This window comes from Streptacidiphilus sp. P02-A3a, assembly GCF_014084105.1.
Lineage (GTDB): Bacteria > Actinomycetota > Actinomycetes > Streptomycetales > Streptomycetaceae > Streptacidiphilus.
On record NZ_CP048289.1, the window covers coordinates 7,985,460 to 7,999,031 of the forward strand.

Below are 13,572 nucleotides of genomic sequence, written 5' to 3' on the forward strand. Positions count from 1 at the left end.
GCAGGGCCCTTCGCCCCGGCCGCCGCCCCGCCGCGGCGTCCGTAGAACGCTCACGGAACACCGTCGGAAGGGCCGTGGAATTCCCGGGGAACAGTGTCCGGCAATCCCCGGCCGCCGGGGGAATTCCGTCGGACCTCAGTCGTAGCGGCTGATCTCCAGCAGATTGCCGTCCGGGTCGCGCAGGTAGAGGCTGGTGATCGGGCCGAGGGCCCCGGTCCGGCGGACCGGCCCCTCCTCCACCGGGACCCCGGCCTCGGCCAGCTCGGCGGCGACCTGCTCCAGCGGCGTCCCGGTGACGAAGCAGAGGTCGGCGCTGCCCGGCGTCGGCCGCCGCCCCTTGGGCTCGAACTCGTGCCCGAGCTGATGCAGGTTGATCTTGCTGCTGCCGAAGGCCAGCGCCCGTCGGCCCTCGCCGAACACCACCGCCTCCATCCCCAGGACCCGGGTGTAGAAGGCGACGGTGGCGTCGATGTCGGCGACAGTCAGTACCAGGTGGTCGAGCCGTTCGATCCGCATGGACCCAGCCTAGCGAGCCGCCGGACCCCGCGACCCCGACCCCGACCCCGACTCCGACCCCGACCCCGCGACCATGGTCAGGCGCGCGGTTCCAGGTCCTCGGGACCGGCCAGCGGCCAGCCCCCGGCGGCGAGCCGGGCGCTGACCCGGGCGACGTCGCTGTCCAGCGGACGGGTGTTGGTGGCGGCGGCGATCGCGTCGCGGATGGCCTTCGCCGAGGCCTGGTCGCCACCGGCCGCCAGCTCGTCGGCCAGGGCCGCCACGTCGGCGTCACTGAGCCGCCCCGTCAGCAGGGCGAACAGCGGGAGGTAGTCGTAGGCGGGGACCCCGTCGGGGTAGCCGGCCCGGAGCCAGCCTACGACCGACGAGACGAACGGCGGCAGGGCCATGGGTGTTCTGCCTCTCGGTGAGTGCGGTCGGTCACGGCGCTCAGGTGCCCGCGACGATGTAGTAGATACCCCAGCCGATCCCGGCCAGCACCACCGCGAAGCAGAGCCCAGCGGCGATCATCCCCGGGATGCTGCCGCCGACGACCTGTCCCTCCTCGGTGGCCGGGCCGGGTCGGCCTCCCGGCAGGCTCAGCGCCCGCAGTCCGACCGCGAACAGCGCGGGCAGCCCCGCCCCGGCGATCAGGCCGACCACGACGATCTGCCACAGGGCGTGGAGGTCGATCCACGAGTTCATCGGCTGTCCTCCCTCGTTGTCGTCCGGCCGCTCATACCGCCGCGGCCTCCTTGGCCGGGGCGGGCGGCGCGACCGTGCCCGTCCACTCCGCGTTGACGTTGTCGTGGCTGACGGCGGTCGCCCGCGACTTCAGGTAGATCAGCACCGCGACCGCGACCAGCAGCACCAGGTCGACCAGCGCGCCCGCGGTGCCGCCGATGGCGTGCGCCAGCGCGTAGGCGCCCGCGCCGACCAGTCCGGCCGCCGGGAGGGTGAACAGCCAGGCCGTGGCCATCCGCCCGGCGACGCCCCAGCGGACCACCGCGCCCTTCTTGCCGAGGCCGGTGCCCAGGATCGATCCGGTGGCCACGTGGGTGGTGGACAGCGAGTAGCCGAAGTGGCTGGACAGCAGGATGACGGCGGCGGAGGAGGACTCGGCGGCCATGCCCTGCGGCGCCTCGATCTCCACCAGCCCCTTGCCCAGGGTGCGGATCACCCGCCAGCCGCCGGTGTAGGTGCCGATGCTGATGGCCAGGGCGCAGGACAGGATCACCCAGAAGGGTGCCTTCGCGCCCGCCGGGACGGAGCCGTTGGCGATCAGCGCCAGCGTGATCACGCCCATGGTCTTCTGCGCGTCGTTGGTCCCGTGGGCGAGCGAGACCATGGACGCCGAACCGATCTGCCCGAGCCGGAAGCCGTGGCTGCGGGTCTTCTCCGGGACCGAGCGGCTGATCCGGTAGACCAGGTAGGTACCGGTCGTCGCGATCAGCCCGGCGATCACCGGCGACAGGCCGGCCGGGATGATCACCTTCTGGAACAGGCCGTGCCATTTCACCGCGTGCCCGCCCGCGGCCGCCATGGTCGAGCCGACCACGCCGCCGATCAGCGCGTGCGAGGAACTGGAGGGGATGCCCAGGAACCAGGTGAGCAGGTTCCAGATGATCCCCCCTGCCAGGCCCGCGAAGACCACCGTCAGCGTCACCAGGCCGGTGTCGACCAGGCCGCTGGCGATGGTCGCCGCGACGCTCAGCGAGAGGAAGGCCCCGACCAGGTTCAGCAGTCCGGACAGGGCGACGGCGATGCGTGGGCTGAGAGCGCCCGTGGCGATGGACGTGGCCATCGCGTTACCGGTGTCGTGAAAACCGTTCGTGAAGTCGAAGGCCAGGGCCGTGACGACGACAAGAACCAACAAGAAGTCGTTTCCCACACGGCCAGAGTCCCCAGGTCAGCGCCCGCTGTCGAGTCGTGGGCGGCACTGTTGGGCCACCTGCGCACAAGCCGACACCTGCCGTACACGCGCCGTTGTCCCCTGGCTCCGCAGCGTGCCCGGGGCGTGCCTGCGCGTACTCAAAGGACCGACAGCGCCTCGGGCTCCAGTTCCAGCCTGCGGGTTCGCCGGGTCGGTGGAGACCTGCGCGGGGGCGGTCCGCGGCAGGAACGGCGCGTTCAGCGAGGGGGCGATCCGCAGCAGTCCGTACAGCAGTCCGACGAGTGCCAGCGCCACCAGGATGTCGACCGGGCGCAGGCCCGGACGACGCAGGACACCCCGGGTGGGTACCCGGTCCTCTGCTGCCACCGTCCACCTCCACCTGGCCCGCTGCCGACGAGCCCACGGCCAGCGAATCATGATCACGGCGTTGGCGCCGCAGCAGACCCTAACGTGGCGAGCGGTGGATGTGAGGGGCTCCGCGAAGCGTACGGGTGAATTGACGGTTTCTTGGCGCGGACCGGCCGGTACCGGCGGGTGCGGGGGCCCGGCGCGGGCTCAGCCGGTCTCGCGGACCCGCAGTTCGAACCAGACGGACTTGCCGTGCGACATCAGGTCCGCGCCCCAGCGCTGGGAGAGGTGGTTGACCAGTTGCAGGCCGCGACCGCCCTCGTCGTCCACGTCGCCGAGGATCAGGCAGGGCAGGGCGCGCGAGGGGTCGCGCACCTCGACCCGGAGGCAGCCCTGGCGGCGGATCAGGCGCAGTCCGAAGGTGCGCCCACCGGCGTGCCGGACCGCGTTGGCGACCAGTTCGGCGACCAGTTGCACCGCCACCTCACCATGCCCGCCCAGGCCCCAGGACTCCAGGGCGGACATGGTGAGCCGACGGGCGCGGGACGAGGAGCCGGGGCCCGCGGCTAACCGCACCTCGTCACTGGCCTGGTCGATCAGCCGGTCACGGAGGGTGAGTTCCATGGCCGCCACCGAGTCGTAGCGGCCGGGGAAGGCGTCGTCGGCGGCCAGGGCGGCGTCGAAGGCGGGGTCCGCGGACGCGACGGGGGCCGCCCCCGACTGCCGGACGGGCGGCTCCAAGGGGGTCGGGGGCCGACGTTCCATAGTCCCGGCAGCGGAGGAAACCGCTGATCGGAGCGCTGGTCCGGATTCGGTCCAGGCGGTGCCGGGTCCGTCTCCGCCGGAGGCCGGATACGTCTGCTGAGTGTTGCCCCGTGCTGCCATGTCATTCATCATGACGACTGCTGAGTGATCACGGGGCCACTATGCGTAAAGAATCATCATTGCTTCTGGCATATGCCTACCGACCCCCCGCGATCCCCGCCGGAAACTCGATCAACCGTCCGATCAGCGGAACTTCGCCTTACCCGGTCCCTCCTCGACAAAACTTCTCATACCGATCTCGCGGTCCTCGGTCGCGAACAGCCCCGCGAACAGCTGCCGTTCCAGGGCCAGACCGGTCTCCAGATCGGTGTCCAGCCCCCGGTCCACCGCCTCCTTGGCGGCGCGCAGCGCGTACGCCGGACCGGCGGCCAGCTTCAGCGCCCAGGCCCGGGCCGTCGAGTAGACCTCCTCGGCCGGGACGACCTGGTCGGCCAGGCCGATCCGCAGCGCCTCGTCCGCGCGGACCTGGCGCCCGGTGAAGATCAGCTCCTTGGCCCGGGAGGGGCCCACCAGCCGGGCCAGCCGCTGGGTGCCGCCGGCCCCGGGGATCAGCCCGAGCAGGATCTCCGGCTGGCCGAACTTGGCGTTCTCGGCGGCGATCCGGATGTCCGCGCAGAGCGCCAGCTCGCAGCCGCCGCCGAGGGCGTAGCCGGTCACCGCGGCGACCACCGGCTTGGGGATCCGGGCCACGGCGGTGAAGGACGCCTGTAGCGCGCCGCCGCGGAGCACCATGTCGGTGTAGGACATGCGCTGCATCTCCTTGATGTCCGCGCCCGCCGCGAACACCTTCTCGCCGCCGTAGACCACCACCGCGCGGATGTCGCTGCGCTCGGCGGCCTCCTCGGCGACGGCCTTGAGCTGGTCCTGCATGGCGACGTCCAGCGCGTTCATCGGCGGCCTGGCCAGCCGGATGGTGCCGACGGCGTCCTCCACCTCTAGTTCCACGAAGCGGTCCATGACGGTCTCCTTGAGGGTGGGAGTCTTGCGGGGCGGGGGTCCTGCGGGGCGGGAGTCCTGCGGGGCGGGGGTCCTGCTGGGCGGACGGTCGAGTGAACGCATGCTAACCGGCGGCACCGACAACCCGACACACCACCGCCCCGCCGGGCGCCGGACCGTCAGGCCGCCGTCCACCGGGCCCAGGGCAGGTTCCACCCGTTCAGCCCGTTGTCGGGGGCTACCTGGTCGCCGTCGGTGCCGACCACCTCGACCACGTCCCCCGGCATCGAGTGCGCGAAGAACCACCCGGCGGGCGTGCTGTCGCTGTCGCCGCCCTTGGTGTCGTGCAGCCCGACACAGCCGTGCGAGGTGTTCGCCGAGCCGAAGACCGAGGCCGGACGCCAGTACACGCCGTGGACGAAGGTCCCCGAGTCGGTGAGCCGCATCGCGTGCGGCACCGCCGGGATGTCGTACTCGCTGCCCAGACCCACCGTGTGCGAGTCCATCCGGGTCACCTGGAACATCTCGGTGATCACCATGGTCCCGCCGTAGGTGGCGTGCCCGGGGCCGCCCGCCGAGATCGGCAGTACCCGCAGCACCCGGCCGTCGCGGCGCACCGTGAGCGTGTCGTCGGTCGCGTCCGCGGTGCTGATCTGGGACCGGCCGATGGTGAACACCACCTGCTTGCGCTGGGTCCCGTAGACCCCGGGCGCGCCCTCGACGCCCTTGAGCCGCAGCGAGAGGGTGACCCTGGTGCCGGGCCGCCAGAACCGCTCGGGGCGGAAGTCCAGCCGACGCGCGCCGAACCAGTGGCCGACCACCGGCACCGCCGGGTCGGCGGTGACCGAGACCGCCCGGCCGACGGCGGCCCGGTCGGCGATGTCGCGGCTGAAGCGGAGCGAGACCTCCATGCCGACGCCGACGGTGCTGCCGCCGTCCGGGGTGTAGAAGGCGATGAAGGTGTGGGTGGGCACGAAGGTGGTGAACTCGGCGTGCCGGGCGGCCTGCAGGCCGTGCGCGTCCACCGCGACCGCGTCCAGGCTGTAGTGGGTCTCCGGCAGCAGCTTCGCGGCGGGCGCCCAGGCGGACCCGTCGGCGGTGATCGCGCCGGGGATCTCGGTGCCGTGGTCGTCCTTGAGCTGCACGCCGGTGATCCGGCCCGCGCGCACGGTCACCCCGACGCCGCCCTGGGCCGGGACCTGGTCGGTCCCGTCACCGGGGGTGACCGTGAGCACCGCGGCGGAGACGGAGGTGAGCGCGTCACCGGAGCCGTCCGGGTGAGCCCGGCCCCCGGAGCAGGCGGTGAGCAGCAGCGCCCCCAGTAGCGCGGCCCCGGCCGCCGCCCGTCGGAACCACGATCGCTGACCCACCGTCACCACTCCCTCTCGGAACTTCACTGATCAACGACGCCCGGAGCGGCGGGACACGTCCCCCGGCGGAGCCCCGGTCGGCCCCCCGGCCGGAACAGGGGCGGAACGCGGCCGGAAGACCACGTGACTTTCGCAGCGCGAACGGGAACGTATCTTCCAGCCGGGGAACGGGACTCCCCGAAGCGGGGAGGTACGGTCATGGCTGCGTGGCAGGACGCGGAGCCCGGGGCACCGGGGCGCCACCCCGAGCCGGTGGGCGCGGGCGAGGCCGGTGCGGAGCAGCCGGATCCACCGCTGCGGTCGGATCCCGGGCGCGGCCCGCTCGGCCGCAGCGGGCTGCGGCTGGTCCCGGTGCAGGCCCGGACCACCGAGCGGGCGACGCTCCCGGGCGAGGTCTGGCCGGGCAGCTGGCAGCCGCTCGGCGCGCGCTTCCACATCGGCCCGGACGGGCGCCCGGGCACCAACTTCGCGCTCTGGGCGGCCGGCGCCGAGGCGGTGGAGCTGTGCCTGTTCGACGACGACGGCCAGGAGACCCGCTACCCGCTGGCCGAGCAGGACTTCCAGACCTGGCACGGCCACCTGCCCGGGGTGCTGCCGGGGCAGCGCTACGGCTACCGGGTGCACGGCCGCTGGGACCCGTGGACGGGTGCCCGCTGGAACCCGGCGAAGCTGCTGCTCGACCCGTACGCGCGGGCGGTCGACGGCACCTTCACGCTGCACGACGCGGTCTACGGGCACGTCCGCGGCTGGCCGGAGCAGGACGTCGCGGACACCGTCCGGGACAACCGCGACTCCGCCCGCTACGTGCCCAAGGCGGTGGTGGTGCACGACGAGGACGACTGGTCCGACGACCGGCGGCCGAAGACCCCGTGGGCCGACACGGTGCTCTACGAGCTGCACGTCAAGGGCTTCACCCAGCGGCTGCCCGGGGTGCCGGAGCGGCTCCGGGGCAGCTACGCCGGGCTGGCGCACCCGGCCGCGATCCGGCACCTGACCCGGCTCGGGGTGACCGCCGTGGAGCTGCTCCCGGTGCACCAGTTCGCCGACGAGGAGCACCTCCAGCGGCGCGGCCTGCGCAACTACTGGGGCTACAACAGCATCGCCTTCTTCGCCCCGCACGGCGGCTACTCCGCGTCCGGGACCAGGGGCCAGCAGGTCACCGAGTTCAAGCAGATGGTCCGGGCGCTGCACGCGGCCGGGATCGAGGTGATCCTGGACGTCGTCTACAACCACACCGCCGAGGGCGGCGAGGGCGGCCCGACGCTGTCGCTGCGCGGCATCGACAACGCCGGGTACTACCGGCTCCAGCCGCACAACCGCCGCGCCTACGCCGACTACTCGGGCTGCGGCAACACCCTGGACACCACCCAGCCGCAGGTGCTGCGGCTGGTCACCGACTCGCTGCGGTACTGGGTCAACGAGATGGGTGTGGACGGCTTCCGGTTCGACCTGGCGGCGGCGCTGGCCCGCTCCCCCTTCGAGGTGTCGATGCTGGCGCCGTTCCTGTCGGCGGTGTCGCAGGACCCGGTGCTGAGCCGGGTCAAGCTGATCGCCGAACCCTGGGACATCGGCCTCGGCGGCTACCAGGTGGGCAACTTCCCGCCGCTGTGGACCGAGTGGAACGACCGCTACCGGGACACCGTCCGGGACTTCTGGCGCGGCGCGATGCCGGACGTCCGCGAGCTGGGCGACCGGCTCGCGGGCTCCTCCGACCTGTACCGGCGCGGCGGGCGGCGGCCCTACGCCTCGGTCAACTTCGTCACCGCGCACGACGGCTTCACCCTGCGCGACCTGGTCTCCTACAACGGCAAGCACAACGAGGCCAACGGCGAGGACAACCGGGACGGCAGCAACGACAACCACGCCTGGAACTGCGGCGCCGAGGGCGAGACCGACTCGGCCGCGGTGAACGCGCTGCGGCGGCGGCAGCTGCGCAACCTGGCGGCGACGCTGCTGCTGTCCACCGGGGTCCCGATGCTGGTCGCGGGCGACGAGCTGGGGCGGACCCAGGGCGGCAACAACAACGGCTACTGCCAGGACAACCCGGCCGGCTGGGTGGACTGGTCGCTGCTGGACGAACCGCACTGGCGCTCGCTGTTCGAGCTGACCGCGCGGCTGATCCGGCTCCGCCGGGAGCACCCGGTGCTGCGGCAGCGGGCCTTCTTCAACGGCCGCCCGGTCCACCCCGGCGGCCTGCGCGACCTGGCCTGGTTCAGCGCCCGGGGCCACGAGATGACCGAGGCCGACTGGTACGCCCCGGGCGCGACCCTGGGCATGTTCCTGTCCGGGAAGGAGATGTCCGAGCGGGACCCGATGGGCCGCGAGCTCAGCGACGACAGCTTCCTGCTGATCCTGCACGCCCACCACCGGGCGATCCGGTTCACCCTCCCCGGCGCGCCCTGGGCGGACTCCTACGAGACGGTGCTGGACACCGCCCTGGAGGACCAGGCCGCCGCCCCGGGCGGGCGGCACCCGGCGGGCGCGGCGGTCGCCGTCCCGGGCCGTTCGCTGCTGCTGCTCCGGGCGTGTGCGGGCACGGCCGCGCCTGGATGAACTTTCGGCGCGGAAGGTGCGTACTGGGAGGCGTGGACCAGCCATCGACGCGCGACGCCGAGTTCGTGCGAGCCCTCTACGCCCGGTACGGCCGTTCCGTGCTCGGGCGGGTGCTGCGACTGGTCAACGGGGACTACCAGCGGGCGGAGGACATCGTGCAGGAGACCTTTCTCCGCGCCTGGCAGCACCGGGACTCGCTGGACGCGGACCGGGCCGGGCCGTGGCTGCACACGGTCGCGCACAACCTGGTGGTGTCCGCGTACCGCCGGGCCCAGGCCAGGCCACCGGAGGCGCAGCTGCCCGAGGACGGCCTGCCGGACGGCAGCGAGGCCGAGCTCGACCGGATGCTGGAGCGCTGGCAGCTGGCCGACGCCATGCGGGAGCTGCGCCCCGAGCACCGGGAAGCCCTGATCGAGGTCTACTACCTGCGGCGTACCGTCGCCGAGACCGCGGCGCACCTGGGCGTACCACCGGGGACGATCAAGTCCCGCTGCTACTACGGTCTGCGGGCCCTGCGGAACGTCCTCGAAGAGAAAGGGGTGGCCTCGCCATGACGACACCATGCCGGGAGAGCGTGTCGCTGGGCGCGTACCTGCTCGGCGCCCTCGACCCCGCGGAGCGCGCGGCCGTCCAGGCCCATGTCGCGGACTGCCCGGACTGCCGCCGGGAGCTGCTGGAGCTGGCCCCGCTGCCGGGGCTGCTGCGGCACACCCCGTTCGAGGAGCTGCCGCGGAGCGCGGCGGCCGCCGAGTCGCCGGGCCCGGTCCGCGACCCGCTGCCGGTCGACCCGCTGCCCCTTGAGCCACTGCCCCTTGAGCCACTGCCGCTCGACCCGCTGCCGGAACCGGTGGCCGCCGGTGCGGCGGCTGCCGCCGCGGACCCGCCCGCCCGCGGCGTGTTCCGCTCCCGGACCGGGCGGCTGGTGACCGCCGCCGCCGTGCTGGCGGCGGTCGCGGCCGGGGTGACCGTCTACACCGGCGTGAACCAGGAGCACCGGTCGGCGACCCCGGTCGCCGCCGCGACCTGGAGCGCCACCGACCCCGGCACGCACGTGACGGCGAGCGCGGCGGTCATCCCGGAGGTGTGGGGCACCGAGTTCCAGCTGAGGCTGGCCGGGCTGCCCTCGAACATCACCTGTCGGCTGGTGGTCCACGGCAGCGACGGCCGCAGCGAGACGGCGGGGACCTGGGGCTCGGGCTATGCGGCCTCCGCCTCGGTCCCCGCGTCCACCTCGATCGTGCCGTCGCAGATCACCCGGCTGGACGTGGTCTCCGGCTCCGGCACGGTGCTGGTCGAGGTCCCCCCGGGCTGACCCGGTCCCCCGGCAGCGGTCGGCCTCAGTGGCGGTCGCTGCGGGGCCGCTGCAACACGAAGGTCTCCAGCGGCGCGATCGCCCCGTCCGGCTGGGCGACGGTGTAGTACGTGACGAAGATCCGGGTGGTGCCGCCGGGCTCGGTGCCCGGGTCCACCGTGAAGGCGGCGAAGCCGTACGAGTGGTCGAGGTCGCGCACGCCGACCCAGGGCGCGCTCTCGTAGACGTACGTCGGCGTCTTCTTTCCGTTGCTGCCGACCGCACCCACCGCGGTGATCACCTTGGCCTGCGCGGGCACGAAGAACTCCTCGTTGGACGGCGAGGAGTTGCCGCCGCCGCCGAGCACCATGTGCACGGTCCCGGTCGAGGTGTCGATCACGTCGGTGGCGTCGGAGACCGGGTTGGGCGTCAGCGTCTCACTGCCGGAGACGGTGCCGCGCACCGGGAGCGACCGCTCGTAGTCGTGCTCGTGCCCGCAGACCACCAGGTCCACCCCGTAGCGGTCGAACAGCGGCCCCCACTGCGCGCGGATGCCCAGGTCGGCGCCGTTGGCGTTGGACGAGCTGATGATCACCTGGTGCATGCAGACGACGATCCAGTCGATCTCGGTGTTCGCCCGGGCCTGCCGCAGCGTCTTCTCCAGCCAGACGCCCTGCGCGCCGCCGCTGTAGCCGGACACGTACGCGTCACCGGCGTCCTGCAACGCCACGTCGTCGTTCTGCAGCACCACCACCTGCACCGAGCCGACCGCGAAGGTGTACCAGAGGCCCTTCAGCTCGGCCTCGGTGGAGCCGTTGCCGGGCAGGTCGAAGCGGGTCTGGTAGGCGGTGAAGCCGATCGGGCCGTTCTTCAGCTCGTTCTCGTGGTTTCCGGCGGCGGGCATCCACGGCCGGTAGCGGGCCGAGCGGGTGTTGTTGGCGTGGAAGCCCTGCCAGGTGCGCAGCCGGTCCGGGCTGATGTTGGCGTAGCAGAGGTCCCCGTTGAGCAGGTGGAACAGCGGGTCGACCTGCTCGATCCCGGCGACGATGTCGGCGGACGCCGGGGAGGCGATGCCGGACGGGACCGCGGTGTAGCCGCCGCTGCCGTTCGGCTGCCAGGTGGTGATCGGCACGGCCTGGTCGCCGAAGCTGGTGAAGGTGAACGGACGCCGCCCGCGCGGCGCGGTGCGGAAGGTACCCGCGTCCGGCCGTCCGCCGTCGTGCAGGGCGGCGTAGGTGTAGTACGTGTCCGGTTCCAGCCGGGTCAGCCGCGCGTGGTGCACGTAGACCACCCGGTTGCTGGTGCCGTCGGTGTAGGTGACGGTCTCGGCGGCGACGGTGCGGCCGTGGCCGCCCTCGGCGGTGCCGTAGCTCACCCGGGGGTTGCGGACGTCGCCGTCGGTGGTCCAGGAGACCGACATCTGGCTGGTCGGGTCGGCGCCGAAGGTCAGGTGCAGGCCCTCGACCGCCGGAGCGCCCAGCGCCTCGGGACGGAGCAGCAGCAGCGGCGAGGCGGCCTGCCCCGCCACCCCGGTCAGCCCGGTGGCGCCGGGGGCGGGGGCGGCCTGGGCGGCCTGGGCGTTGCCGAGCAGGGCGGGCGCGGCGAGGCCGAGCGCCCCGCCCACGCCGGCCAGGCGCAGCGCGGAACGGCGGTCGACGCCCTGGTTCGCCACGGTCACTGGTGAATTGCCGGTTTCGTCGCTCATTGGGGGTCTCCCGAGGTGTCGGCACTGGTGCGGCACACCGTAGGTGGCCCCGACTCCTTTGGGATGAACGGGGATTGACGGTGGCCTGAACCACTGCTGGGGCGGCTCCGGCAGCCGCCGCGGAGCCACCTCACAGAAAACCAGATGAGGGTTGTCACTGGTCCGCCGTACGCTCACAGACGATGCCCGAATCTCCACCACCCCTGCCCGTGCCACAGCCTGTGCCACAAACACCGTCCATACCGGAACCAATAGCTCCGGAAACCCCGGATGCGACAGAACCGGACGTAACCGCCATGACCCTTGCTCCCACCCAGCCCGCCACGCCCCCCGCCGAACCAGCCGCCACCACCGCGGCCGACACCCCCGCGGCCCCCGCCGCCAAGCACTCCACGGCACGCTCGCTGCTGCGGATCTGGCCGTACGCCCGGCCGATCCGCTGGTACCTGGCCGCGTCGACCTTCTGTGCCCTGATCGCCTCGCTGGCCGGACTGGTCATCCCGCTCGTGCTGAAGCAGATCGTGGACGGCCCGGTCGGGCACCACGACACCGCCGGGCTGTGGTGGCCCTCGGTCCTGCTGCTGCTCCTCGGCCTGGCCGAGGCGGTCTTCTTCGGCCTGCGGCGGTGGCTGGTCGCCCGCCCGCTGTCCAACGTCGAACGCACCATGCGCTCCGACCTCTACAGCCGCCTGCAACGGCTGCCGGTGAGCTTCCACGACCGATGGCCCTCCGGGCAGCTGCTCTCCCGAGCCACCTCGGACATGTACACCATCCGGCTGTTCCTGGCCTTCCCGCTGGTCTTCCTGATCGTCAACAGCATGGTGTTCGTCATCGGAATCGGCATCATGTTCGCCCTGGACTGGGAACTCGGCCTGATCGCGCTGGTCCCGGCGGTGCCGCTGGTCATGCTGTGCTCCTACTTCGAGCGCCGCTACTCCACCGCCGCCCGGCTCGCCCAGGACCAGAACGGCGACCTGGCCACCATCGTCGAGGAGTCGGTGCTCGGCATCCGCATCCTCAAGGCCTTCGGCCGCCACCGCACCATGGCCCAGCGCTTCCGTGAGCAGGCGGTACTGCTGCGCGGCACCGAACTGCGCAAGGCCCGGCTGCTGGGCAACCTCTGGGCGGTCATCGTCGGCCTGCCCGAGGTCGCCCTCGCCTGCTCGCTCGCGGTCGGCGTGGTCCAGGTCGCCCACGGCCACACCAGCGCCGGCACCCTGGTCGCCTTCCTGTCCACGGCGCTGGCCCTGCGCTGGCCGGTGGAGTCGCTGGGCTGGCTGCTGGCGTACAGCAACGAGGCGGCGACCGCCACCGACCGCTTCTTCGAGGTGATGGACACCCCGGTCGCCGAGGCCGACGACCGCGCGGTCGCCACCGGCCCCCGCGCCGAGCGGGACGGCATCCGCTTCGAGGGCGTGCGCTTCCGCTACCCGGACGCCCCCGACGACTCGCCGGACCTGCTCCGCGGCGTCGACCTGCACATCCGCCCCGGCGAGACGATGGCCCTGGTCGGCACCACCGGCAGCGGCAAGACCACGCTGACGGCGCTGCTCCCCCGGCTCTACGACAGCACCTCCGGCCGGATAACCCTGGACGGCGCCGACATCACCGACCTGCCCCGGCACGAGCTGCGGCGGCTGGTCTCGGTCGCCTTCGAGGAGCCCACCCTGTTCTCCGCCTCCGTCCGGGAGAACGTGCTGATGGGCGCCCCGGAAGCGGACAACGACGCGCTGGAGAGCGCGCTGGACACCGCCCAGGCCCAGTTCGTCCGGGCACTGCCGCACGGCCCGGACACCCAGGTCGGCGAGCAGGGGCTCAGCCTCTCCGGCGGCCAGCGGCAGCGCCTGGCGCTGGCCCGCGCGGTCGTCGGCACCCCGGAGTTCCTGGTCCTGGACGACCCGCTGTCCGCCCTGGACGTCCACACCGAGGCCCTGGTCGAGGAGGCGCTGCGGCGGGTGCTCGTGGACACCACCGCGCTGATCGTCGCCCACCGGCCCAGCACCGTGCTGCTCGCCGACCGGGTGGCGCTGCTGGTGGACGGCCGGATCGAGGCCGTCGGCGAGCACCACGAGCTGCTCGACAGCTGCGCGGCCTACCGCGAGCTGATGTCCGGCGAGCTCGCCGGCGCGGCCACGAGCGGCGGCCAGGCGTGAAC

Annotated in this window: 13 protein-coding genes; 4 read left to right on the top strand and 9 right to left on the bottom strand. The window is 72.9% G+C overall.

What is annotated here, in order from left to right; translation table 11 throughout:
• Positions 1–135 precede the first annotated feature (135 nt).
• The 8 genes from GXP74_RS33590 to GXP74_RS33625 form a co-directional block, all read right to left on the bottom strand.
• On the bottom strand, positions 136–516 hold the full coding sequence (locus tag GXP74_RS33590; protein ID WP_182455021.1) for a VOC family protein: 381 nt from the start codon (positions 514–516) through the stop codon (positions 136–138).
• Positions 517–593: 77 nt separating this feature from the next.
• Entirely contained in the window at positions 594–905 is a 312-nt protein-coding gene (locus tag GXP74_RS33595; RefSeq protein ID WP_182455022.1) for a DUF3349 domain-containing protein, read from the bottom strand.
• A 40-nt stretch (positions 906–945) separates the two neighbouring features.
• Positions 946–1,200: a hypothetical protein gene (locus GXP74_RS33600; RefSeq protein WP_182455023.1), complete on the bottom strand. Its 255-nt coding sequence runs from the start codon at positions 1,198–1,200 to the stop codon at positions 946–948.
• A gap of 31 nt (positions 1,201–1,231) precedes the next feature.
• Entirely contained in the window at positions 1,232–2,386 is a 1,155-nt protein-coding gene (locus GXP74_RS33605; RefSeq protein ID WP_182455024.1) for an inorganic phosphate transporter, read from the bottom strand.
• Positions 2,387–2,404: 18 nt separating this feature from the next.
• The gene (locus GXP74_RS33610; RefSeq protein WP_182455025.1) at positions 2,405–2,755 is read right to left on the bottom strand and encodes a hypothetical protein; all 351 of its coding nucleotides are present in this window, start codon (positions 2,753–2,755) and stop codon (positions 2,405–2,407) included.
• 189 nt (positions 2,756–2,944) lie between these two features.
• On the bottom strand, positions 2,945–3,478 hold the full coding sequence (locus GXP74_RS33615; protein ID WP_225448375.1) for an ATP-binding protein: 534 nt from the start codon (positions 3,476–3,478) through the stop codon (positions 2,945–2,947).
• A gap of 267 nt (positions 3,479–3,745) precedes the next feature.
• Complete coding sequence (locus GXP74_RS33620) at positions 3,746–4,519, bottom strand: enoyl-CoA hydratase/isomerase family protein (protein ID WP_182455026.1); 774 nt, start codon at positions 4,517–4,519, stop codon at positions 3,746–3,748.
• Positions 4,520–4,677: 158 nt separating this feature from the next.
• On the bottom strand, positions 4,678–5,868 hold the full coding sequence (locus GXP74_RS33625) for an Ig-like domain-containing protein (protein WP_225448376.1): 1,191 nt from the start codon (positions 5,866–5,868) through the stop codon (positions 4,678–4,680).
• Positions 5,869–6,066: 198 nt separating this feature from the next.
• On the opposite strand from GXP74_RS33625, the gene glgX reads away from it, so the two are divergent.
• From glgX to GXP74_RS33640, 3 genes are read left to right on the top strand one after another with little or no spacing between them, the layout of a single operon-like run.
• On the top strand, positions 6,067–8,421 hold the full coding sequence (glgX, locus tag GXP74_RS33630; RefSeq protein ID WP_182455028.1) for a glycogen debranching protein GlgX: 2,355 nt from the start codon (positions 6,067–6,069) through the stop codon (positions 8,419–8,421).
• 32 nt (positions 8,422–8,453) lie between these two features.
• Complete coding sequence (locus tag GXP74_RS33635; protein ID WP_225448377.1) at positions 8,454–8,975, top strand: sigma-70 family RNA polymerase sigma factor; 522 nt, start codon at positions 8,454–8,456, stop codon at positions 8,973–8,975.
• Positions 8,972–9,733, top strand: coding sequence for an anti-sigma factor (locus tag GXP74_RS33640; RefSeq protein WP_182455030.1), 762 nt, complete (start codon positions 8,972–8,974; stop codon positions 9,731–9,733). Before GXP74_RS33635 ends, GXP74_RS33640 begins: the two co-directional genes overlap by 4 nt.
• A 25-nt stretch (positions 9,734–9,758) precedes the next feature.
• On the opposite strand, the gene GXP74_RS33645 is transcribed toward GXP74_RS33640, so the two are convergent.
• The gene (locus GXP74_RS33645) at positions 9,759–11,417 is read right to left on the bottom strand and encodes a metallophosphoesterase family protein (protein WP_182455031.1); all 1,659 of its coding nucleotides are present in this window, start codon (positions 11,415–11,417) and stop codon (positions 9,759–9,761) included.
• A 296-nt stretch (positions 11,418–11,713) separates the two neighbouring features.
• Here GXP74_RS33645 and GXP74_RS33650 point away from each other — a divergent pair, with 296 nt between their 5' ends.
• Positions 11,714–13,570, top strand: coding sequence for an ABC transporter ATP-binding protein (locus tag GXP74_RS33650; protein ID WP_182455032.1), 1,857 nt, complete (start codon positions 11,714–11,716; stop codon positions 13,568–13,570).
• Positions 13,571–13,572 lie beyond the last annotated feature (2 nt).

Excerpts from the sequence above, each read along its gene's own strand:
- GXP74_RS33590 (WP_182455021.1), bottom strand. The coding sequence starts at position 516 with ATGCGGATCGAACGGCTCGACCACCTGGTACTGACTGTCGCCGACATC.
- GXP74_RS33595 (WP_182455022.1), bottom strand. The coding sequence starts at position 905 with ATGGCCCTGCCGCCGTTCGTCTCGTCGGTCGTAGGCTGGCTCCGGGCC.
- GXP74_RS33600 (WP_182455023.1), bottom strand. The coding sequence starts at position 1,200 with ATGAACTCGTGGATCGACCTCCACGCCCTGTGGCAGATCGTCGTGGTC.
- GXP74_RS33620 (WP_182455026.1), bottom strand. The coding sequence starts at position 4,519 with ATGGACCGCTTCGTGGAACTAGAGGTGGAGGACGCCGTCGGCACCATC.
- glgX (WP_182455028.1), top strand. The coding sequence starts at position 6,067 with ATGGCTGCGTGGCAGGACGCGGAGCCCGGGGCACCGGGGCGCCACCCC.
- GXP74_RS33640 (WP_182455030.1), top strand. The coding sequence starts at position 8,972 with ATGACGACACCATGCCGGGAGAGCGTGTCGCTGGGCGCGTACCTGCTC.
- GXP74_RS33645 (WP_182455031.1), bottom strand. The coding sequence starts at position 11,417 with ATGAGCGACGAAACCGGCAATTCACCAGTGACCGTGGCGAACCAGGGC.
- GXP74_RS33650 (WP_182455032.1), top strand. The coding sequence starts at position 11,714 with ATGACCCTTGCTCCCACCCAGCCCGCCACGCCCCCCGCCGAACCAGCC.